Below are 21873 nucleotides of genomic sequence, written 5' to 3'. Positions count from 1 at the left end.
TGAAACCAGGGGCGAAACCACCAGGGAGCTTAGTCGGCATCCGATCAAGCCGGGTGATCAGGGTGTTACAAGTTGTACTCGACTACCCATCCGCAGGCGCCGACATTTGGCAGAATCGTCGTTATCTCTTGTGGCAAGCCTGTCGTTAGACTTGACGCTTCCTTTGGAGATCAAGCTTATGAACGCATACTTGAGTCCCAGCCGCTTCATCGATAGTGACCACCCTGCAGTGGTGGAGTTCGCCGAAAAACATCGCGGAACCCGTGCGGATTTAAGTGACCAGGCAGTCAGTCTCTACTACGCCGTGCGTGAGGCGATTCGCTACAACCCCTACACCTTCAGCCGTGACCCCGGCACCTTGAACGCCAGCTTCGCCCTGGCTGCCGGCCAAAGCTACTGCGTGCCCAAGGCCACCTTGCTCGCTGCCTGCGCCCGCCACTGCGGTATACCGGCCCGAATCGGCTTGGCGGATGTGCGCAATCACCTGTCCACCCCACGCCTGCTCGCTCTGCTCAAGAGCGACGTGTTCGCCATGCACGGTTATACCGAGCTTTACCTGAACGGCCGCTGGGTCAAGGCGACTCCTGCCTTCAACCAGCAACTGTGCGACCTGTTCGATGTGCCGCCGCTGGCGTTCGATGGCCGCCATGACAGCGTCTTCCACGCGTTCAATCGCCAGGGCCAGCGCTCCATGGAGTACGTGGTGGACCACGGGCAATTTCCTGACGTGCCCGAAGCATTTTTCTTCGCCCATATCCAAAAGTGTTACCCGCACTTGTTCGCCGACGATGCGCCGACCCTGCTGGGCGACATGCAGGACGATTTAAGCCGCGCCTGAACCGGCGTATGCTGCTGCCTTCATCCAGCCAAGTTGATTAACAAGAAGGCGCGGTCATGCTGAAAATCTGGGGTCGTAAAAATTCGTCAAACGTCAGGAAAGCACTGTGGTGCGCCGAGGAGCTCGGCCTGGACTATGAGGCAATTGATGCGGGCGGGGCTTTCGGTGTGGTCGACACCCCGCAGTACCGGGCCCTGAACCCCAATGGCCGGGTGCCGATGATCGAAGATGGCGACTTTGTGTTGTGGGAGTCCAACACCATCGTGCGTTATTTGTGCGCCAAGCAGGCTTCCAGCTGGTACCCAAGCGATCTGAAGGCCCGCGCCAACGCCGAAAAGTGGATGGACTGGACCACCTCTACGTTTGCCGAACCGTTCAAAACCGTGTTCTGGGGCGTGCTGCGCACCCCGGCGGAAAAACAGAACTGGGACAACATCCATGCCGGGCGCCAAGCCTGCATTGAGGTGCTCAAGACTGTCGACCAGGCCCTTGCCGAGCAACCTTACCTGTCGGGCAATGAGATCGGCATGGGGGATATCCCCCTGGGCAGCTTTATCTACGCCTGGTTCGAGATGCCTATCGAACGCCCTGCAATGCCCCATCTAGAGGCCTGGTACCAACGCCTGCAACAGCGACCGGCCTATCGCAACGCGGTGATGACCGCGTTGACTTAATACACACTATTAATACGGGTGACTGTACTTGTGCGGCATGGGCACGCACCATGCTCGCACTGCACCGCCGGTTGAACTACCGGCGGTGTGCCCTCATCTATTGTTTCTATTCCCTTCTTTGGTGCGTATCCCGATATGAGTTCCGCTCTGTCCATCCGGCAGCTAACCAAAACCTACGGCAACGGTTTCCAGGCCCTGAGTGGTATCGATCTGGATGTTGCCGAAGGTGATTTCTTCGCCTTGCTCGGCCCCAACGGTGCCGGCAAATCCACCACCATCGGCATCCTCTCGACCCTGGTCAACAAGACCAGCGGCACGGTGAATATCTTCGGGCATGACCTGGACAAATCCCCGGCGGCACTCAAGCGTTCCATCGGCGTGGTGCCCCAGGAGTTCAACTTCAACCAGTTCGAAAAGACCTTCGACATCGTCGTGACCCAGGCTGGCTACTACGGCATCCCGGCGAAAATCGCCAAGGAGCGCGCCGAGCAGTATCTGACCCAACTGGGCCTGTGGGACAAGCGCGATGTACCTTCACGTTCGCTGTCCGGCGGTATGAAACGCCGCCTGATGATTGCCCGCGCCCTGGTGCATGAGCCGCGCCTGTTGATCCTCGACGAACCTACCGCGGGCGTGGACATTGAGCTGCGCCGTTCGATGTGGGCCTTCCTCACCGAACTGAACGAGAAGGGCATCACCATCATCCTCACCACCCATTACCTGGAGGAGGCTGAGCAGCTGTGCCGCAACATCGGCATCATCGACCACGGCACCATTGTCGAGAACACCAGCATGCGCAACCTGCTGGGCCAGTTGCATGTGGAAACCTTCCTGCTCGACTTGAAGAACAACCTGACGGTGGCACCGCAACTCCTGGGTTATCCAAGCCGCCTGGTCGACAGCCACACCCTGGAAGTGCAGGTGGACAAAGCCATGGGCATCACCGCGCTGTTCACCCAGTTGGCGACCCAGAACATCGAAGTGTTGAGCCTGCGTAATAAAACCAATCGCCTTGAGGAGTTGTTCGTGTCCCTGGTGGAGAAAAATCTGGCGAAGGTGGCGGTATGAGTTCCGAACTGCAACCCAACCTTGTCGCGCTGCAAACCATCGTTTATCGCGAAGTGAAACGCTTTACCCGGATCTGGCCGCAGACCCTGCTGCCACCGGCGATCACCATGGTCCTGTACTTCGTGATCTTCGGTAACCTGATTGGCCGGCAGATCGGTGACATGGGTGGCTTCACCTACATGGAGTACATCGTGCCGGGCCTGATCATGATGTCGGTGATCACCAACTCCTACGGCAACGTGGTCTCCAGTTTCTTCGGCAGCAAGTTCCAGCGCTCCATTGAGGAGCTGATGGTTTCGCCGGTGTCGCCGCACACAATCTTGATCGGCTACACCTTGGGAGGTGTGTTGCGTGGCCTGATGGTGGGTGTGATCGTGACGCTGCTGTCGCTGTTCTTCACTCACCTGCAAGTGCATCACCTTGGGGTCACCATTCTGGTGGTAGTGCTCACGGCGACGATCTTCTCGTTGCTGGGGTTCATCAACGCCGTTTTCGCGCGCAACTTCGATGATATTTCGATTATCCCAACCTTCGTGCTGACGCCGCTGACCTACCTGGGCGGGGTGTTCTACTCCATCACCTTGCTGCCGCCGTTCTGGCAGACCGTGTCCCTGGCCAACCCCGTGCTGCATATGGTCAACGCCTTCCGCTACGGCATTCTGGGCGTGTCGGATATCAAGATCAGCGTGGCGATCACTTTCATGATCGTCGCCACCATCGTCTTGTATATCGGCTGCGCGCGGTTGCTGGTGAGTGGGCGTGGGATGCGTACATGATGTGGGATTGGAAATAACAAAACGGCCTCATCAGAGGCCGTTTTTTATTGGATGCACACCGAACAAATGTGGGAGCTGGCTTGCCTGCGATGGTATCGACTTCGCTTGACGGGTGTACCGAGGTGTCTGCATCGCAGGCAAGCCAGCTCCCACATTTTGGGCGGCGCACGCGCTTTAGTTTTTTAATGCCAGTTCGATCAGGTCATGCAGTTCTTCAACAGCCAACGGCTGGGCCGAAAACAGAATACGAAACACCGTCGGTGCGGCGAGCAGGTTGATCAGATGGTCAACGCTCGGCGGCTGTTCCTGTCGATAGCGATCAACAATCACCTGCAACTGCCCACTCAGGATGCTCACGCAATACCCTGGCGTAGGGCTGCTTTGCACGTCGCGCATCATATTGCGCCCTACGTCCGAACTCATTTCATCCAGGTATTGCTCAGCCCAGGCCTGCAGGTCACCGCGCAGGCTGCCGGTCTCGGCCGGCTCGCTGTCCGGGCGCAGGCGCGCCAGGGCCACGTCGGCGAGCAAAACGGAAAGGTCACCCCAGCGCCGGTAAATGGTCGAGGGCGTAACGCCTGCGCGTGCCGCAATCATCGGCACAGTGACACTGGATCGCTCATGGGCTTCGAGCAATTCGCGCACTGCCGAATGAACGGATTCTTGTACCCGGGCACTACGGCCCCCCGGGCGGAGGCCTTCTTTAATCGCCATGCTTAAAACCTTAACACAAAGAATTTGCTTTAAGCGCCGACGGGTAGCACACTCTGCAAAAGCAAAATATTAGCTTTAGCGGAGCGTGCCCATGTCCAGCAACATTTCTCACCGGTCCAGCCTGGCGTTCCTGGTGATCACCGTGTTGACCTTCCTCGCCGCGTCCAGTGCGCCGACACCGTTGTATCAGGTGTACCAGGAAAACCTGCATTTTTCGGCCGCGATGCTCACGGCCATTTTCGGCGTTTATGCCGTGAGCCTGTTGGCGGCGTTGCTGACCGTGGGGTCGCTCTCGGATTACCTGGGGCGCAAGCCGGTGATTTTCGCCGCGCTGCTGCTGAATATCGTGGCGATGCTGCTGTTTATCTACGCTGACAGCACCGCCTGCCTGCTTGCTGCTCGTGCATTGCAGGGCTTCGCGACCGGGACTGCCACAGCGGTGTTGAGCGCGACATTGCTCGATACCGACCGCGTGCGCGGCCCGATGCTCAACAGCCTCGCGCCGATGCTCGGCATGGCCTGTGGTGGCCTGGGCAGCGGCTTGCTGGTGGAGTACGCGCCGCGGCCGACCCAATTGGTCTATTTGACCCTGCTGGGCTTGATGGTGCTGCAGGCCCTGTACCTGTGGCGTCTGCCTGAAACCGTCAGCCGGATACCAGGGGCCTTGAAGTCCCTGGCGCCAACCCTGCACGTACCGCCCCAAGCGCGCCGGGCTTTGTGGTTGGCGATGCCGCTGAATGTGGCGGTGTGGGCGCTGGGTGGGTTCGTGTCCTCCCTGGCGCCGTCGCTGGTGCGGGCCGCGACGGGGTCGAGCTCGCATTTGATCGGCGGTGGCCTGGTGGCGGTGGTGACCTTGAGTGGCGCGGTGATGATCTACAGCCTGCGCAACCGTGCGGCCGACAAGGTCATGCGCCTATCGGCGGCGCTGCTGGCGGTGGGCGTAGGGCTGCTGCTGGTTGCCGTGCAGACCGCCAGCCTGTGGCTGTTCTTTGTCGCCAGTGTGATTGCCGGCTTGGGTTTCGGCGGTGGCTTCATGGGCAGTGTGCGCAGTATTGTCGGTTTGGCGTTGCCCCACGAGCGGGCTGGCTTGATGTCAGCGTTCTATGTATTGAGCTACCTGGCGTTCTGCGTGCCTGCGCTGTTGGCGGGTAATCTCAGCCGAGTGTTTGGACTGGTTGCTACCGCGGATGGCTACGGTGTGATGCTTATTGTGCTGGCCCTCGGCGCACTCGCTGGGATGCTATTGCAGAATGCTTCGCGAGGCAGGGCCGCCGCATAAGTTATATATCTGTAAAGTAGATAATAGTTAGAGATATTACCCGTTATATAGATATTCGATCAGGTTCTATCATGGCTTCAACCTCATGTGAGGAAGAGGATTAACGCCATGACCTGCTCGACTATCAACAGCTACAAACCTTTAAGTCACCTGGCCCGTCCCCGGGAAGTGATTCGCCAGTTCACTCCGAACTGGTTCGCGGCCACTATGGGCACCGGAGTGCTGGCGCTGGCATTGGCCCAACTGCCGGTCAGCCTGCCAGGCTTGCACGCTGTGGCAGAAGGCCTGTGGCTATTCACCATCGGGCTGTTCATGCTGTTCAGCGTGTTGTATGCCGCCCGTTGGGTGATGTTTTTTCACGAGGCACGGCGGATTTTCGGGCACTCCACCGTCTCGATGTTCTTCGGCACCATCCCTATGGGCCTGGCGACCATTCTTAACGGTTTGCTGCTGTTCGGCCTGCCGCGCTGGGGCGGTGATGTGATCCCGTTGGCCGAAGCCCTGTGGTGGCTGGACGTCGCCATGTCCCTGGCCTGTGGCGTGCTGATCCCGTTCATGATGTTCACTCGCCAGGAGCACAGCATTGATCAGATGACCGCGGTCTGGTTGTTGCCCGTGGTGGCTGCCGAAGTAGCGGCGGCCAGCGGTGGCTTACTGGCGCCGCACTTGGTCGACGCCCATGGGCAACTGGTGATGCTGGTGACCAGCTACGTGCTGTGGGCGTTCTCGCTGCCCGTGGCGTTCAGCATTCTGACCATACTGATGTTGCGCATGGCCTTGCATAAGTTGCCTCACGCCAATATGGCGGCGTCGAGCTGGCTGGCCCTGGGCCCTATCGGTACGGGTGCCCTGGGCATGTTGCTGCTCGGTAGCGATGCGCCGGCGATCTTCGCTGCCAATGGCCTGGCGAGTGTCGGTGAAATGGCCCATGGCCTGGGCCTGATCGCAGGCGTCACCTTGTGGGGCTTTGGCCTGTGGTGGATGTTGATCGCGGTGCTGATCACCCTGCGTTACCTGCGTGCGGGCATTCCGTTTAATCTTGGCTGGTGGGGCTTCACCTTCCCGCTGGGGGTGTATGCCCTGGCTACATTGAAGCTGGCGAATCTGTTGCATCTGGGGTTCTTCAGCGTATTCGGCAGTGTGCTGGTGGCGGCGCTGGCGCTGATGTGGATGCTCGTGGCCAAGCGCACGGTGCAGGGCGCGTATAAAGGCGAGCTTTTTGTTTCGCCATGCATTGCAGGGTTAGGGAATAAGTAAGCGGGATTAGGTAAAGTCGTGGCCTGATCAATAACAGGCCACGCAGGAACACGGACGATGAGCCACCCCTCGCAATTCACCTTGCTGCGCACACGGCGTTTCTTGCCGTTTTTCATCACCCAGCTGCTGGGCGCGTTCAACGACAACATCTTCAAGCAATCGCTGATCCTGGCCATCCTTTACAAGCTCACCATCGAGGGCGACCGCTCCATCTGGGTCAACTTGTGCGCCTTGTTGTTTATCCTGCCGTTCTTCCTGTTCTCGGCGTTGGCCGGGCAGTTTGGCGAGAAATTCAACAAGGACGCGTTGATCCGCGCGATCAAGATCGGCGAAATCGTGATCATGGCGGTGGGCGCGACGGGCTTCCTGACCAATCATCTTGAACTGATGCTGCTGGCGCTGTTTGCCATGGGCACTCACTCGGCGCTGTTCGGCCCAGTGAAATACTCGATCATGCCCCAGGCATTGCACGACGATGAGTTGGTCGGCGGTAACGGCTTGGTGGAGATGGGCACGTTCCTGGCGATCCTGGCCGGCACCATCGGCGCCGGGATCATGATGTCTTCGACCCATTACGCGCCGGTGGTGGCGGTGGCGATTGTGGCCGTGGCGGTGCTGGGCTACCTGGCCAGCCGCAGCATCCCGCGTGCGGCGGCCTCCACACCGCAACTGCGCCTGAACTGGAATATCTTCACCCAGTCCTGGGCGACGTTGCGCATGGGGCTGGGGCAGACGCCTGCAGTGTCGCGCTCGATTGTCGGCAACTCATGGTTCTGGTTTGTCGGCGCGATCTACCTCACGCAAATCCCGGCCTATGCCAAGGAATGGTTGTACGGCGACGAAACCGTGGTGACCTTGATCCTCACGGTATTCTCGGTGGGCATCGCCCTGGGCTCGATGCTGTGCGAAAAGCTCTCCGGGCGTAAGGTGGAAATCGGTCTGGTGCCGTTTGGCTCGTTTGGCCTGACCGTGTTCGGCCTGCTGCTGTGGTGGCACTCCGGCGGCTTCCCGCAGAACGTGCAAGCCAACGATTGGCTCGCGGTGCTCAGCTACGGCCAGGCGTGGTGGGTGCTGTTCGATATCCTCGGCCTGGGTGTGTTCGGCGGCTTTTACATCGTGCCGCTGTATGCGCTGATCCAGTCGCGCACCGCCGAGAACGAACGGGCGCGGGTGATCGCGGCCAACAATATCCTCAACGCGCTGTTCATGGTGGTTTCGGCCATCGTCTCGATCCTGCTGCTGAGCGTGGCCAAGCTGTCGATCCCCGAGTTGTTCCTGGTGGTGTCGTTGCTCAACGTCGCGGTCAACACCTACATCTTCAAGATCGTCCCTGAGTTCACCATGCGCTTCATGATCTGGCTGCTCAGCCACTCCATGTACCGCGTGGAGCATCGCAACCTGGAGGCTATTCCGGATGAAGGCGCGGCGTTGCTGGTGTGCAACCACGTGTCGTTTGTCGATGCGCTGTTGATTGGTGGTGCGGTGCGTCGGCCGATTCGCTTTGTCATGTACTACAAGATTTACCGCTTACCGGTGCTCAACTTTATCTTCCGCACCGCCGGCGCGATTCCGATTGCTGGGCGGCATGAAGATATCCAGGTCTATGAAAAGGCGTTTTCGCGGATTGCCCAGTACCTGCAGGACGGCGAGTTGGTGTGCATTTTCCCGGAAGGCAAGTTGACGGCCGATGGCGAGATGAATGAGTTTCGTGGTGGGGTGACGCGCATTCTGGAGGAGACACCGGTGCCGGTGATTCCGATGGCGTTGCAGGGGCTGTGGGGGAGTTTTTTCAGTCGCGATCCGCACAAGGGCTTTTTCCATCGGATCTGGTCACGGGTGGTGTTGGTGGCGGGTGAGCCGGTGGCTGTGGATGCGGCGACGCCGGTGCAGTTGCAGGCTGTGGTGGGTGGTTTGCGGGGGAGTGTCAGGTAGTTTTTTGTTGCTTGTCAGGGCCTCATCGCAGGCAAGCCAGCTCCCACATTTGACTGTATTCACAATTCAAAAGGTGGGAGCTGGCTTGCCTGCGATAGCGGTAGTGGCCTAAGTGGAAATCTTGAGGCCAATCAGCCCGCAAATAATCAATGCCACACTGGCCAACCGAAACAGCGCCATGGATTCTCCAAACAGGATAATCCCGGCGATCACTGTTCCCACGGCACCCACGCCGGTCCAGATGGCATAGGCGGTGCCCAGCGGCAGTTCCTTCATGGCCAGCCCCAGCAGTCCCAGACTGACGGCCATGGCGGCAATCGTCAGGGCTGTGGGCAGTGGCTTGCTGAAACCGTCGGTGTACTTCAAGCCGACCGCCCAGCCGACTTCGAATAACCCGGCAAAAAACAGGATGATCCAGGACATGATGACCTCGCTTCTACAAAGTGGGGTCGTCCCCTGGTAGGCGCTTGATAGCGTCGCGAGGTCGTCCCCGCGAAGTTTGGTAGAGTGCCGAAATCGGATCAGACGATCAAGTTACGGCGCGCTTTCCAATGCGCGGCGGTCTTCCTTCTCACTCATGCGGCGGAAGTAGGTCGACAGCAGTGCCCCGGAAATATTGTGCCAGACACTGAACAATGCACTGGGCACTGCCGCCAGCGGCGAAAAGTGCGCACTGGCCAGCGCAGCACCCAGCCCGGAGTTCTGCATGCCTACTTCCAGTGCCAACGATTTGCGTTGCGCCAAGGGCAACTTGAACAAGCGCCCGGTGAAGTAACCCAGCAGGTAACCGAAGCTGTTGTGCAACATCACCACGGCCATGATCAGCAGACCCGACTCGGCAATCTTGCCTTGGCTTGCAGCAACCACGGCCGCGACGATGATCACAATGCTGACCACCGACACCAGTGGCAGCACGTCCACCGCATGCCTTACCCGATCACCGAGCAAGCGCTGCGCGACCACGCCCAGTACGATGGGCAGCAGCACCACTTGCAGGATCGACCAGAACAGCTCCATGAACGACACCGGCAGCCAGGCCGAGGCCAGCAGCCAGATCAATGCCGGGGTGAGCAGCGGGGCGAGGAGGGTGGTGACAGCGGCAATGGCCACCGACAATGCCAGGTCGCCCCGGGCCAGCCACGTCATGACGTTGGACGAGGTGCCGCTTGGGCAACAGCCCACCAGGATCACGCCGACGGCAATTTCCGCCGGCAAATGGAACACCTGGCACAGCAACCATGCCACGCCCGGCATGATCACGAAATGTGCGACCACGCCCAGGGCCACGCGCCATGGATGGCGCGCGACTTCGGCGAAGTCTTCGAGTTTCAAGGTCAGCCCCATGCCGAACATTACCAGGCCCAGCAGTGGGACGATGGCGCTTTTCAGGCCGATGAACCAGCTGGGTTGGAGAAAGGCGACAACGGCAAAGATCAACACCCAGTAGGCAAAGGTGTTACCGACGAAGCGGCTCAAGGCGGCGAGTGCGCGCATGGGGATGTCCTTTTTTATTCGATTTCTGAGTTGTCGATGCAATCAAATGTGGGAGCTGGCTTGCCTGCGATAGCGGCGTATCAGTTGGCAATACTCTGGCTGACACTCCGCTATCGCAGGCAAGCCAGCTCCCACACTGACCGTGCCCACATTGGATCGGTGTTGTTTAGATGCCCTGTGGTGTCTCTTCGCCGCCCAGTGCTTCAACCAGCGCCGGCAGGAACTCGCCGAAGGTCAGCATCATCAAGGTAAAGCTGGCATCCAGTTGGCCCAGGGCTTCGTCGCCGCCGTCCTGTTCCGCCTGGTCTTGCAGCAGGTCTTCGAATTTCAGGCGCTTGACGGTCATCTTGTCGTCGAGCATGAAGGACAGTTTGTCCTGCCATGCCAGGGACAATTGAGTCACGACCTTGCCGGTGGTCAGGTGCAGCTGGATCTCTTCGCCGGTCAGGTCCTGGCGTTTGCAGCGCACGATACCGCCGTCTTCGTGGGTGTCGCGCAGTTCGCATTCGTCGAGGACAAAGAAGTCGTCGGCCGGTTTCTGGGTGGTGACCCAGTCGGTCATGATTGCAGTCGGGGCAGTTTTTACTGTCAGCGGGCGGACCGGCAGGGTGCCGATCACTTCACGCAGGGTCGACAGCAAGTCTTCGGCGCGCTTGGGGCTGGCCGAGTTGACCAGGATCAGGCCTTGTTTCGGAGCGATGGCGGCGAAGGTCGACGAGCGACGGATAAAGGCGCGGGGCAGGAAGGCCTGGATGATTTCATCCTTGATCTGGTCGCGCTCCTTCTTATAGACCTTGCGCATCTGCTCGGCTTCGATCTCTTCGACTTTCTCTTTAAGTGCATCACGCACCACGCTACCCGGCAGGATGCGTTCTTCCTTGCGCGCTGCGATCAGCAGGAAGTCGCCGCTGACGTGAACCAGGGGAGCATCTTCACCTTTACCGAAAGGTGCGACGAAACCATAAGTGGTCAACTCCTGGCTTGCACAAGGGCGCGCCAGCTTGGTGGCCATGGCCGCTTCCAACGCCTCGGCATCAACAGGCAGATCTTGGGTCAGGCGATAGATAAGCAGGTTCTTGAACCACATGGGGTGAGTCTCTCCTCTATACAAAGGGGGGCATTATTCTCTTGATCACGCCCCAGGCCAACCCTGCCTAAGCCATTGGAAGGGCTGAAAAAAAAGATTTAAGAAAGTGCTTGCCAGACTTAGGGTCGCTCCGTAGAATGCGCGCCACACCGAAACGAAGGGTGATTAGCTCAGCTGGGAGAGCATCTGCCTTACAAGCAGAGGGTCGGCGGTTCGATCCCGTCATCACCCACCATTCGCTTCATGTGTTACGCGCAGCGGTAGTTCAGTCGGTTAGAATACCGGCCTGTCACGCCGGGGGTCGCGGGTTCGAGTCCCGTCCGCTGCGCCATATTCGGTAACCTGGAATGCTGAACGCCAGGTCACCACAGAAAGCCCGCTTAATCGCGGGCTTTTTATTGTCCGGAATATGGCAAACAAGCGTGTGATGAACTTTTTTAAATAAATTGCATTTAAATCAAGACATTACAGTTTTTTGGTGTATGATGCGCCCACACCGAAACGAAGGGTGATTAGCTCAGCTGGGAGAGCATCTGCCTTACAAGCAGAGGGTCGGCGGTTCGATCCCGTCATCACCCACCATTCGCTTCAAGTGTTACGCGCAGCGGTAGTTCAGTCGGTTAGAATACCGGCCTGTCACGCCGGGGGTCGCGGGTTCGAGTCCCGTCCGCTGCGCCATATTCGGCAACCTGGAACACTGAACGCCAGGTCGCCACAGAAAGCCCGCTCATCGAGCGGGCTTTTTTTCGTCTGTGATTTTTCTATTCGGCTTTTTTCCTGCGCGGCTGGCGCCTTGCCAAGTGTTCGAAGCAGAAAGATGCCGTGCCGAATACAGCGATTATGGTCAGTACGATCATGCCGAGGGTTGAGCTTTCCACGATGACTTCCTACGCAATGATGGGGTATGCCATCACGGTAGAGACGGGGCGCAAGCTGCTCAATAGGCCCGACGCAATCCTTACGCCGCCGGGCCTGTTGTTACGCACTTTTTACGGCGCGTTGCGGCTGTGCCGGTAATCGCTGACCGCTTCATACACCGCCTTGCGCAACCGGTTGATGCCGCCGATAGGGCGGTGTGCTTCCACACCAAACCATGGGTTGAACGATTGGTTGTCGCAGGCCAGGTTCTGCGCCGGTGTGTCGAAGTCCTGGGCGGGGATCCTGACCTTCGCCACCGTCTCATACGGCGCGTCGCTTTCTTTCCATTCGATGCTGGTGTCTTCGATCGGCATGAACTTCTGCGGGTTCTGACGCTGGATCTGCAGCACGAAACAGGCCGCTACACGGTCGGTGGACAGTTGTTGGGTGAGGGCGCTGCGCAGGAAGTTCGGCAGGGCCTGATTCTGTTTGGGTAGCACATAGTCCGGGCAGCTTTGCGGGTCGGGCGCGACGCGGAACTTGGCGTTGGCCGCGCCGAACTTGTAGGGCGAAACTGAGAAGTAGGTGGTCTGCGTCGGGCTGGCGGGTGCGGGCGCCAGGGTGGCCAGGGCAATAAACAGGTGGCGCACTTGCCAACTGCGCGGGTCGAGCTTGGGGAAGAATGCCAGGACCTTTTTGCCGTCCGCCTGCGCGCCGATGTTCTGCGCATATTCCGCTACATCGCTGACGAAGAAATTCGGATGACTGAACATCACGAAATCCTGCTCCGTGCGGGTTTGCTGGTCGGCCATCAGCTGTTTGCCAGGCACATCCAGCAGCTTGATTGCCATGCCGCGGGCATCGCGGATGCTGTCGAACTGCGGGTAGGCGTTGCCGTTGGACAGGCGCATGGTCGCCTCCCAGGTCTTGCCCGGTTCGGCGAACACGCCCTGGCGCAACGCTGGATCGAGATCGGCCAGCACACTGACTTCGGCTTTCACGCAGCCATGGGCCTTGGCGTGGGCGTCGCGCAGGTAGCGGGTGCCTTCGCGATGCTGGTCGACGATGCGGACTGCGGTCTGGATGATGCCTTGGGTCATGGCCGCTTCACCCGGTGGGATCTGTTCATCCGGTGACACCGGGCCGCTGTGGTGCCAGGCGAACCAGAGGGTCGCCAGCAGCCACCCCAACAAGCCCAGTCCCAGCAGCCACAGCAGGGTTTTGCCGAGAACGGCGCCAAGGCGCAGCCACAGACGAGTGAGCATGGAACGGTCCTTGTTTTGCGATCGGATAATCATGGCAGTTGATGCTCCAGCGGGCCGCCCAGCACTTTGAGGTATTCGAGCAGCGCCCAGCGTTCCTGCGGCAGCAGGCCACGGCCAATGACGCCATTGCCGCGTGCACCTGCACGGAATTCGTGGCCACTGTTGTGGTTACCGGTGATCCGGGTATCGAACAGGAAGGCATTCTTGAAGGCGGCGCTTTCAAAGCCCAGGTGGCGAGGGTCGTAATTGAAGGTGCCCTTGTAGAAGGTGGTGCTGCGTTCGTCCTGGGGCGACAGCAGTTGGTAGATCGTCGGCACCGAGCCGTTGTGCAGGAACGGCGGGGTGGCCCATACGCCGGCCAGCGGCCGCGCTTTGTAGGCACGTAATTCACGTACGCCGATGGGCAGGCCGAATCCGTCCAGTTGTGGGCGCTCCGCTGGGGTCACGCCGGCAGCGCGGTAGGCATGTTCTTCGACGAAGGCAGTCACGTAGGCCAGGCCCTGGGCCACGGACATGTTTTTCAGGTCCAACGGCGCGGTGGGCGTGGGGTGCAATTGGACATCCAGCTGGGCCAGTTCGGACGGGTCCCATTGCAGGGCACTGAGGTCGTAGCGCTGGTCGGCAATGTTGCTGGCGGTGCCGGGGTCGGTGCCGATGTAGTCCGCAGGCAGCATTTTCAATTGCTGTACTGGGCGCCCATTTTCCTCGGTAACAGTCGGTACATGGCAGCCAGCGCAGTTTTCGGCGAAGAGTGCACGGCCCTGGGCGGCGAGGGATTTGTCGATGGCGCCGAACAAGTCTTCCGGCCAGGTTGGCGGCTTGAGGCGTTGCAGGGTTTCTTCGATCAGGTGCAAGTCGCGCATCCGCACGCTCGACGGGTAGCGGGCATCGCCCTGAAGCGGTTGGCCGGCGCTGTCGAAGAATGCCAAGGTCGCGCCTACCCCGAGGGCTTCACCGATATTGCGCGCCATGGGTTGCTGGGCCGAGCCGTTCCATTGCACCCAGTCGAAGGTCCAGATATCCCACAACTGCGGGTAGTCCACAGGCGCGTTGGCGATGCGGTAATTGTCTGGGGAAATGGCGTCGCCAAAGCTTGCATTGGCGATGCGCCCAAAGGCGTCAGTGCGGCCGGGGCCTTCTTCGGTGGGGTAGAGGCCGCGATGGGTGTCATTCCAGGCGACCTTGAGGAACTGGTTCAGCGATTGCTTGAAGTCCTTGCGCAGTTGGCCGTGCTGGGCGTCGTACCGGTCACCCAAGACCCTGCGGGCAAAGCGCTCGAACTTCCACGGGTTGTAATAGGTAGCGGCAAGGCTGGCGACCAGCGCCTGGCCGAAACTGCCGCCGCGCAAGGTCGGGACGCTGGAGGGCAATACATGTTGCGCAGAGCCACCGTCGATGCGCAGGGCCTGGCCTTTGAAGTGCAGTTCGCCGGTGTGGCACGCGGCGCAGGTGATGTCCAGGTACTGAACCTTGCTGCCGGCGTTCTGGTGTCGGGCGAAACCCACTGGCAGGTTGCCTGGGTTCTGTGTGGTGGGAACCTGCTTGGGGTCGACCAGGAAGCCGAAGCGCGCCAGGTACTGCGGCGCGGCAAAGCATTGCTCGGAGAACGGCAACTCCAGGGCGGTGAACCAGTCGTAGTGCAGGCCTTTTACCTGGGTGCCCTGGGGCGTGAAGTAATAGACCTGGCGGTCAGCGGCACTCCATTGATCCTGGTAGTGCACCTGCTGCACTGGCACGTAGTCCGGCAGCTTGGGGTTAATGGTGTAATAGAGCACCACGGCCAGGATCAGGCCGAGGGCGATGAGTATCAGGAGTAAAACACGGGAAAAAATGCGCAAGATAACTATCCTTGTCGAGTTGTCGCGTTGTTATGCCACTACACCACAGGTGCGGCAAGTAGCCAGTAGCCTGGTTGCAGGCGGTCCCGCGATCCGTCGCGGTGCTCCATAATGAATGAAAATGCTTTTAAACACGTGAACTTATCAGAAGTTTCCTGCTCACATGCCGGTAGCCATTGGTCGTGGCCGCCTGATAAGCTCGCGACTTTATTCGAATGCCCTTTTGGCGCATGAACAAGGAAATAGCATGAAACAGCATCGGTTGGCGGCGGCGGTGGCCCTGGTTAGCCTGGTACTTGCGGGTTGTGATTCGCAGACCAGCGTAGAGCTGAAAACCCCGGCGCAGAAAGCTTCCTATGGCATCGGCCTGAACATGGGCAAGAGCCTTGCCCAGGAAGGCATGGACGACCTGGACTCCAAGGCTGTGGCCCAGGGCATTGAAGATGCCGTCGGCAAGAAAGAACAGAAGCTCAAGGACGACGAGTTGGTCGAGGCGTTTGCCGCACTGCAAAAGCGTGCTGAAGAACGCATGACCAAGATGAGCGAAGAGTCGGCAGCCGCCGGCAAGAAATTCCTCGAAGACAACGCCAAGAAAGACGGCGTCGTCACCACCGCTTCCGGCCTGCAGTACAAGATCGTCAAGAAGGCCGACGGCGCCCAGCCCAAGCCAACCGACGTAGTGACTGTGCACTACACCGGCAAGCTCACCAACGGCACCACCTTTGACAGCTCCGTGGATCGCGGTAGCCCGATTGACCTGCCGGTCAGCGGCGTGATCCCGGGTTGGGTCGAAGGCCTGCAACTGATGCACGTTGGCGAGAAGGTCGAGTTGTACATCCCGTCTGACCTGGCCTACGGCGCCCAGAGCCCGAGCCCGGCGATTCCAGCCAATTCCGTGCTGGTATTCGACCTGGAACTGCTGGCCATCAAGGACCCAGCCAAGGCAGACGCTGCTGAAGCACCTGCTGCACCAGCCGCCAAAAAATAATCGGCGCCTGAACAGACAACGCCCCGTCTCGACGGGGCGTTGTTGTTTCTATCAGTTCAGTTTTGTAGTGCAGACCTTAGTTTGGCGGGCAAGCTTGCCCCAGCAGTGAAATCCGATAGAACCCACAGCGGCGGAAACAGTCTGATATAAGACTCGAGCACGGGTAGCCGCACGCGCATGCCAAGTCAATGAAATCTTGGGTTTTTTTTATGTGCGCAAAAAACGCCCGATCTGACTGCAAGCCTTGTAGAGCGTGGCTTTCAGCCGATAAAACAGGCTCTGTTCACAAGGTTATCCACAATTTGTGTGGATAACCTTTTATATCGCCTGGAACTGGAGTGACCGATGAAACCACCCTTCAATTTCACCCGTTTCCTGCCTATGGCGGCTCGTCTGCTGGGTCGTGGGCGGCTGCCGACCCTGCTATTTGCCGTCGCGGCCAAAGGCTCAAGCCAGGGCAACCGGCTGGGCCAGCTCAAGGATGATCTCAAATTGCTCCAGGCCCTGTGCCTGGCTTACTGGCGCGGCGAATACCGGGCGATCAGCCCCAAGGCGCTGATCTCGGTGGTGGCGGGGCTGATGTACTTCCTCAGCCCGATTGATGCGATCCCGGACTTTATCCCCATGTTCGGCATGCTCGACGACATCGCAGTGCTGGCATGGGTCATGAAGACCCTGAGCGGCGAACTGAGCGCCTTTCGTGCCTGGCGCGAGGCGCAGCGTCCGGAAAAACTGGCGGTGGTTGAGCGCCTGCCTGCAACGCCTGAGCTGCTGGCCCAGGAAAACCCGCAAAAAAACTAATGATGTTGGGTATCCCCTACGACCTTTGTGGCTGTTAGGATTAGACTTCTAAGGAAAGAACTTACTTAGTAAGTGTATTTATCCTACGGGGCAGTCATGGATATCCAGATCATTTCACGCAATGGCGAACCCGAGTATGCGGTGTTGCCATGGGACCAGTACCAGGCGCTGCTAAAAGCTGCCGGTCAGCAGCAACCTACACTCGCTCCTTCACCTGTCGCCCCCATCGCCACCGAGCAGGACCTGCGCCCGCTAGCAGACCTGCGCGGCCTGCGTGAAGCCAAGGGCCTGGCGATCGAGGCCTTGGCACGCACGGTGGGGATCAGCCCCTCGTATCTTGGATTGATTGAAAGTGGTGAACGCCAGCCGGATGCCGCCATTCGCCGCAGCCTGGCTTGGGAATTGGGCGTTGCAGGTTGGAGGGATGAGTCTTGAGCCTACGTATCAGCCGTCAGCACTGGGATGGGTTACTCAATGAACTGGACCAGGCACGTCGCCAGCGCCATTTGCTGACGTACCGTGCGCTACTGGAGCGCCTGCAGTTCCCGACGCCGGCCATGCAGACCCTGGCCGCCGCCCTGGAACACCTGGCGGCGCTGGATGCCAAGGCCGAGCAGCCGCTGCGCAGTTCACTGGTGATAAGCCAGGGTGCCAGCCGCCTGCCGCGCACCGGTTTCTTTGAGTGTGTGGAGCGCCTGGGGCGTTTCAGCGGGCCATCTGATGGTGTTGCCGCTGCGTCCTGGCATGCTTCGGAAGTGGTGCGGGTGTTCGAGTACGAGTACCCGGAATCCGCCGAGGCCTAAAGCGCCTGGGGGACCCTGTCCATGCTGTCGATCACATGGATGCTGTAGCCGGCCACGTCCTTGGCCTGGTGCTTGGCTTGTGAGGCCAACTCTGCCAACTGGCTGGCATCGAGCTGTGCGCAGGCCTGTGGGTACAGATGCACCACGCCAATGGACAGCGACAGCAGGGCGAACTCCTGGCGCACGCCCTGGCGGTTGAGTGCGACAAAGCATCCAGCATCAACGTGCTCGGGGCGGTAAAAGCGTCGACATTGGGTGTGGAAATCATCCAGCAACTGGTTAAGCCGCTTGCGCCAGTCTTGCGGGCCCAGTACCAGCAGAAAATCATCACCACCGATATGCCCGACAAAGTCGCGGCTGGGGTCAACCCGGTCGTTCAGGCATTGCGCCAGACATAGCAGCACTTCATCTCCACGCCCGTAGCCGTAGATGTCATTGAACGGCTTGAAACTGTCGATATCCACATAGCAGATCACTGACTCGCGCTGTTGCTGTAACAGCCGCGTCAGGCACTGTTGGATCGGCACGTTGCCGGGTAGCAAGGTCAATGGGTTGGCGTAGCGTGCCTGCTGGATTTTCAGTTCGGTGATCAACTTGAGCACATCGATGACCCGGCCCAAGCCCAGATAATCGCCGTTCAAGGTGATGATGAAATCTTCTTCGATGCGCTGTCGCGCGCGACTGGTCAGCAATCGACTGACCTGTTGCAAGGACTGGCTCAACTCCACCGCCAGGAAGTCATTGCTCATCAAGCGGCTGATGGGTTTGCGCGCGAATAGATCCGTGGCGAACGGCTTGAGCAGCGCGTCCGACAACGAATGCCGATGCACAATACCGACCGGGCGACCGCAGCCATCCAGCACCGCCAGCGAGTTAAGGTTGGCTTGGCGACGGAACGATTCCAGCACTTGGGCGGTGGCAGTCTCTTGATCCACCGCTGGCTGTTCATTAAGCAAGGCGCTCAGATCGCTGCCTTCGTCATTGAGAGTAATCGTGGCGTTATCTGACTTGGGCAACATCAGGCGCGCTTCCTGTGGCGGCTGTTCCTGAGGGCGGCAGAGCAGGTAACCCTGGATCAAGTCGACACCCATCTCGGTCAACACCGCCAGTTCCTCCGGTCGTTCGATCCCCTCAGCAATCACTTGGGCGCGGGACGCCCTGGCGATCTGCAGGATCGAGCCGACAAATTCGCGCTTGAGCGCGTCCTGGTGAATGCCGTCGATAAAGTGCCGATCGATCTTCACGTAGTCCGGACGTAGCTCCGACCACAATCGCAGGCTGGAATAACCGGCACCCAGGTCATCGAGGGCTATGGCAAAGCCCATGTCGCGATAGTGATGCAGGGCGGTTTGCAGCAGGGTGAAATCATCGGTGGGCGTCTGCTCGGTGAGTTCGATCACCACCTGGCTGGGCGCAATACCGAAGTCACGCAGCAGTTGCAGGGTGCGCCCCGGCTGATGCGCAGCCTCCATCAAGGATTCCGGTGAGATATTGAGAAACAGCTTGCCCGGCAGTTTCTGATCGCTGAAACGCCGGCACGCACTCTCTCGACACGCCATTTCCAACTCGCTCAGGCGCCCGGCCTGGCGCGCCACGCAGAATAGCGCGACGGGGGAGTGCAGGGGGCTGTTGGACGGGCCGCGGCTGAGGGCTTCGTAACCGAGAATACGCCGCTGCGACAAGCAAATGATCGGTTGGAACAGGCTGTGCAGACTGCCTTGAGCCAGGATTGAGCCCAATGCATTCAGCTGTTCGGTCATGGTCATGGCGATCTCGATCGAAAAAAAAGGACCGCAGGCATAAAGCCTGCGGTCCTTTCATTTCACGACAGAATGATGTCTATATGATGACACTCCGAGGAGGGGGTCACATTAAATTGCCATCATTTACTGCTTGGCCACCTGCTTGGTGATTTTCAGGTAATCGAGCAGGATTCGACCGCTTTCGGCCAGGTAGGCGTCATCTTCCGGCTTGGTTTTATCGGCTTCGGCCGGCAGTGCGTCTTCATCTTCTTTCTTCAGCTCTTTGAGCGGATCTTCACCTTTGGCCTTGCGGCGGGTGTTTTCCAGCACCAGTTGCTGGTTCTCGATGCTGGAGTGCTGTGCACGGCGATCCGCTTCGTTGAGGCTGACGGTTTTCTCTTCCATCAGCTTCTTGGCCAGGGCCAGCTTGTCACGGATAAACACGAACTCGGCATCCTTGGCGGAGCGGGTGTCGTGGTCAGCCTTCAACTGCGCCAGGAACGGCTTGAACGGATCCGACGCCGGCTTGATCGCGGGGCGGATGGTGTCCCACGGCATGGCTTCAGGCAGGGCGCTTTCGCCGATTTCCTTGGTGTCGATGATCGACGGGAAATCGATATCCGGCAACACGCCCTGGTGCTGGGTGCTCTGCCCGGAAACCCGGTAGAACTTGGCCAGCGTCAGTTTGAGCTCACCATGGTTCAGCGGCTGGATGGTCTGCACGGTGCCTTTGCCGAAGGTCTGGCCGCCGATGATCAACGCACGGTGATAGTCCTGCATGGCGCCGGCGAAAATCTCCGAGGCCGAGGCGGAGAGACGGTTGACCAGCAATGCCATCGGCCCCTTGTAGAAGGCGCCCGGGTTCTCGTCTTCGAGCACGTCGACGCGGCCGTCAGCGTTGCGCACCAACACGGTCGGGCCCTTGTCGATAAACAGGCTGGTCAGCTCGGTGGCTTCCTGCAGGGAGCCGCCGCCGTTGTTGCGCAGGTCGATGACCACGCCGTCGACTTTGTCTTTCTGCAGTTCCGTGAGGATTTTCTTCACGTCGCGGGTGGTGGACTTGTAGTCCGGATCACCTGCACGGAAGGCCTTGAAGTCCAGGTAGAAGGCCGGGATTTCAATCACGCCCAGCTTGTAGTCCTTGCCATCCTGCTTGAGGTTGAGGACTTTCTTCTGCACGGCCTGGTCTTCGAGCTTCACCGCTTCACGGGTGATGGACACGATCTTGCTGGTCTGGTCGTTCGGTGCATTGGTGTGCGGAATCACTTCCAGGCGCACCACGCTGCCTTTCGGCCCACGGATCAGCTTGACCACTTCGTCCAGGCGCCAGCCGACCACATCGACCATCTCTTTGTCAGCCTGGGCCACGCCGATGATCTTGTCTGCCGGGGCGACCTGTTTGGTCTTGTCCGCCGGACCTGCCGGCACCAGGCGTACGATCTTGACCTGGTCGTTGTCGCTTTGCAGGACGGCACCGATGCCTTCCAGGGACAGACTCATGTTGATATCGAAATTTTCCGCGTTATCTGGCGACAGATAATTGGTGTGCGGGTCGTAGGACATCGCAAAGGTGTTGATGTAGGCCTGGAAGATATCTTCGGCACGGGTCTGGTCCAGGCGCGCCAACTGATTCTTGTAGCGCTTGGTCAACAGCTCCTGAATGGCCTTGGGCTCTTTGCCGGCGATCTTCAGGCGCAGCACTTCGTCCTTGACGCGTTTGCGCCACAGGTCGTCGAGGGCTGCGGTGCTGGTCAGCCACGGAGCGTCCTTGCGATCCACCAGAAGGGTTTCCTTCTGGGTGAAGTCGAGCTTGTCGATGCCTTTGTCCAGCTCACCCAAGGCGAAGTCCAGACGCGCCTTGACGCGGTCCAGGTAACGCTTGTAGATGGTGAAACCGGGCTGCAGGTCGCCACTCTTGAGAAAGTCGTCGAATTGCGTCTTCCATTTGTCGAACTCAGCGATATCGCTGGCCAGGAAGTAGCTGCGCGACGGATCCAGCAGCTTGAGGTAGCTGTCATAGATGATCACCGAGCGAGCGTCGTCCAGCGGCGGCTTGCTGTAGTGATGACGCTTGAGCAACTCGACGACGTTGAGGCTGGCAATCACCTCATCGCGATCAGGCTGAAGATTGTCCCAGCTATTGGCTGCGAACGTATTGGTCGACATCGACGCGAAGCCGAGACCAATGAAAAAAGCTAAGGCGGTGCTGGGGAACAGATGCTTCATGCTGATTCGACGCGGGGGCAATTGATAACGCATATTAGGCCGTCTTTGAGGGAGCCGGTTCCATATGGTCCGGTCGCATAATGCAAAAAGCCCGGCACTACTGCTACGGGCTCAGTCCAGACTCACTATGGAGGCACTGTGAAAGCATTGCAAGGCGTTGAGGGGCATGTGGAGGGTTAGAAGAACCCAGTCCTACATTCGATGTAGTCCATATTGCCAACAGCCTGACCGAA

The 21873-nt window shown here is 59.3% G+C and carries 19 protein-coding genes and 4 tRNA genes; 15 read left to right on the top strand and 8 right to left on the bottom strand.

Annotated features, from left to right (window positions below; translation table 11 throughout):
* The first annotated feature begins 178 nt into the window (after window positions 1-178).
* The 4 genes from TU73_RS22485 to TU73_RS22470 all read left to right on the top strand — a co-directional run bounded on the left by TU73_RS22485 (window position 179) and on the right by TU73_RS22470 (window position 3356).
* Window positions 179-838: a transglutaminase-like domain-containing protein gene (locus TU73_RS22485; protein WP_057014057.1), complete on the top strand. Its 660-nt coding sequence runs from the start codon at window positions 179-181 to the stop codon at window positions 836-838.
* Between the two features lie 56 nt (window positions 839-894).
* Window positions 895-1512: a glutathione S-transferase family protein gene (locus tag TU73_RS22480; protein ID WP_057014056.1), complete on the top strand. Its 618-nt coding sequence runs from the start codon at window positions 895-897 to the stop codon at window positions 1510-1512.
* 135 nt (window positions 1513-1647) lie between these two features.
* Window positions 1648-2580 carry an ABC transporter ATP-binding protein gene (locus tag TU73_RS22475; protein ID WP_057014055.1) on the top strand — a complete coding sequence of 311 codons (933 nt, stop codon included), beginning with the start codon at window positions 1648-1650 and terminating at the stop codon, window positions 2578-2580.
* Window positions 2577-3356, top strand: a complete 780-nt coding sequence (locus tag TU73_RS22470; protein WP_003190115.1) for an ABC transporter permease — start codon at window positions 2577-2579, stop codon at window positions 3354-3356. The genes TU73_RS22475 and TU73_RS22470 overlap by 4 nt, the downstream gene beginning before the upstream one ends.
* 174 nt (window positions 3357-3530) lie before the next feature.
* Here TU73_RS22470 and TU73_RS22465 read toward each other — a convergent pair whose 3' ends face one another.
* The gene (locus TU73_RS22465; RefSeq protein ID WP_057014054.1) at window positions 3531-4070 is read right to left on the bottom strand and encodes a TetR/AcrR family transcriptional regulator; all 540 of its coding nucleotides are present in this window, start codon (window positions 4068-4070) and stop codon (window positions 3531-3533) included.
* A gap of 91 nt (window positions 4071-4161) precedes the next feature.
* Here TU73_RS22465 and TU73_RS22460 point away from each other — a divergent pair, with 91 nt between their 5' ends.
* The 3 genes from TU73_RS22460 to TU73_RS22450 all read left to right on the top strand — a co-directional run bounded on the left by TU73_RS22460 (window position 4162) and on the right by TU73_RS22450 (window position 8538).
* Window positions 4162-5349: an MFS transporter gene (locus tag TU73_RS22460; protein WP_057014053.1), complete on the top strand. Its 1188-nt coding sequence runs from the start codon at window positions 4162-4164 to the stop codon at window positions 5347-5349.
* Between the two features lie 108 nt (window positions 5350-5457).
* Complete coding sequence (locus tag TU73_RS22455; RefSeq protein WP_057014052.1) at window positions 5458-6606, top strand: TDT family transporter; 1149 nt, start codon at window positions 5458-5460, stop codon at window positions 6604-6606.
* A 57-nt stretch (window positions 6607-6663) separates the two neighbouring features.
* Window positions 6664-8538, top strand: a complete 1875-nt coding sequence (locus TU73_RS22450; protein WP_057014051.1) for an MFS transporter — start codon at window positions 6664-6666, stop codon at window positions 8536-8538.
* A 108-nt stretch (window positions 8539-8646) separates the two neighbouring features.
* On the opposite strand, the gene sugE is transcribed toward TU73_RS22450, so the two are convergent.
* The 3 genes from sugE to rdgC form a co-directional block, all read right to left on the bottom strand.
* Complete coding sequence (gene sugE, locus TU73_RS22445; RefSeq protein WP_010211634.1) at window positions 8647-8961, bottom strand: quaternary ammonium compound efflux SMR transporter SugE; 315 nt, start codon at window positions 8959-8961, stop codon at window positions 8647-8649.
* 111 nt (window positions 8962-9072) lie between these two features.
* Window positions 9073-10032, bottom strand: coding sequence for a bile acid:sodium symporter family protein (locus tag TU73_RS22440; RefSeq protein ID WP_057014050.1), 960 nt, complete (start codon window positions 10030-10032; stop codon window positions 9073-9075).
* Window positions 10033-10198: 166 nt separating this feature from the next.
* The gene (gene rdgC / locus TU73_RS22435) at window positions 10199-11119 is read right to left on the bottom strand and encodes a recombination-associated protein RdgC (protein WP_003172886.1); all 921 of its coding nucleotides are present in this window, start codon (window positions 11117-11119) and stop codon (window positions 10199-10201) included.
* A 159-nt stretch (window positions 11120-11278) separates the two neighbouring features.
* On the opposite strand from rdgC, the gene TU73_RS22430 reads away from it, so the two are divergent.
* From TU73_RS22430 to TU73_RS22415, 4 genes are all read left to right on the top strand, one after another.
* A tRNA-Val gene (locus TU73_RS22430) sits at window positions 11279-11354 on the top strand.
* Window positions 11355-11373: 19 nt separating this feature from the next.
* Window positions 11374-11450 (top strand) — tRNA-Asp (locus tag TU73_RS22425).
* A 175-nt stretch (window positions 11451-11625) separates the two neighbouring features.
* A tRNA-Val gene (locus TU73_RS22420) sits at window positions 11626-11701 on the top strand.
* Window positions 11702-11720: 19 nt separating this feature from the next.
* A tRNA-Asp gene (locus TU73_RS22415) sits at window positions 11721-11797 on the top strand.
* A gap of 311 nt (window positions 11798-12108) precedes the next feature.
* On the opposite strand, the gene TU73_RS22410 is transcribed toward TU73_RS22415, so the two are convergent.
* Both TU73_RS22410 and TU73_RS22405 read right to left on the bottom strand, forming a co-directional pair.
* Window positions 12109-13242, bottom strand: a complete 1134-nt coding sequence (locus TU73_RS22410; RefSeq protein WP_414860415.1) for a catalase family protein — start codon at window positions 13240-13242, stop codon at window positions 12109-12111.
* Between the two features lie 29 nt (window positions 13243-13271).
* The gene (locus tag TU73_RS22405; RefSeq protein ID WP_057014048.1) at window positions 13272-15080 is read right to left on the bottom strand and encodes a c-type cytochrome; all 1809 of its coding nucleotides are present in this window, start codon (window positions 15078-15080) and stop codon (window positions 13272-13274) included.
* A 247-nt stretch (window positions 15081-15327) separates the two neighbouring features.
* Between TU73_RS22405 and bamJ the strand changes: the two genes are divergently transcribed.
* The 4 genes from bamJ (at window position 15328) to TU73_RS22385 (ending at window position 17672) form a co-directional block, all read left to right on the top strand.
* A complete protein-coding gene (gene bamJ, locus TU73_RS22400) occupies window positions 15328-16068 on the top strand; it encodes a BamJ family beta-barrel-assembly machinery protein (RefSeq protein WP_043050311.1) in 741 nt (246 codons plus the stop codon).
* Between the two features lie 345 nt (window positions 16069-16413).
* Entirely contained in the window at window positions 16414-16869 is a 456-nt protein-coding gene (locus TU73_RS22395) for a YkvA family protein (RefSeq protein WP_057014047.1), read from the top strand.
* Window positions 16870-16965: 96 nt separating this feature from the next.
* Window positions 16966-17304, top strand: coding sequence for a helix-turn-helix domain-containing protein (locus TU73_RS22390; protein WP_057014046.1), 339 nt, complete (start codon window positions 16966-16968; stop codon window positions 17302-17304).
* Complete coding sequence (locus TU73_RS22385) at window positions 17301-17672, top strand: hypothetical protein (protein WP_005786715.1); 372 nt, start codon at window positions 17301-17303, stop codon at window positions 17670-17672. Before TU73_RS22390 ends, TU73_RS22385 begins: the two co-directional genes overlap by 4 nt.
* Here TU73_RS22385 and TU73_RS22380 read toward each other — a convergent pair.
* Complete coding sequence (locus TU73_RS22380; protein WP_057014045.1) at window positions 17669-19438, bottom strand: bifunctional diguanylate cyclase/phosphodiesterase; 1770 nt, start codon at window positions 19436-19438, stop codon at window positions 17669-17671. The two genes, TU73_RS22385 and TU73_RS22380, sit on opposite strands and share 4 nt — an antisense overlap.
* A 120-nt stretch (window positions 19439-19558) precedes the next feature.
* Window positions 19559-21640 (bottom strand): carboxy terminal-processing peptidase, encoded by a 2082-nt coding sequence (locus tag TU73_RS22375; protein ID WP_231984812.1) that lies wholly within the window; start codon window positions 21638-21640, stop codon window positions 19559-19561.
* Window positions 21641-21873 lie beyond the last annotated feature (233 nt).

It is taken from the genome of Pseudomonas libanensis (assembly GCF_001439685.1).
GTDB classification, from domain to species: Bacteria; Pseudomonadota; Gammaproteobacteria; order Pseudomonadales; family Pseudomonadaceae; genus Aquipseudomonas; species Aquipseudomonas libanensis.
Note: the sequence above shows the minus strand (reverse complement) of the source record. Positions and strands in the feature narration are given on the sequence as shown.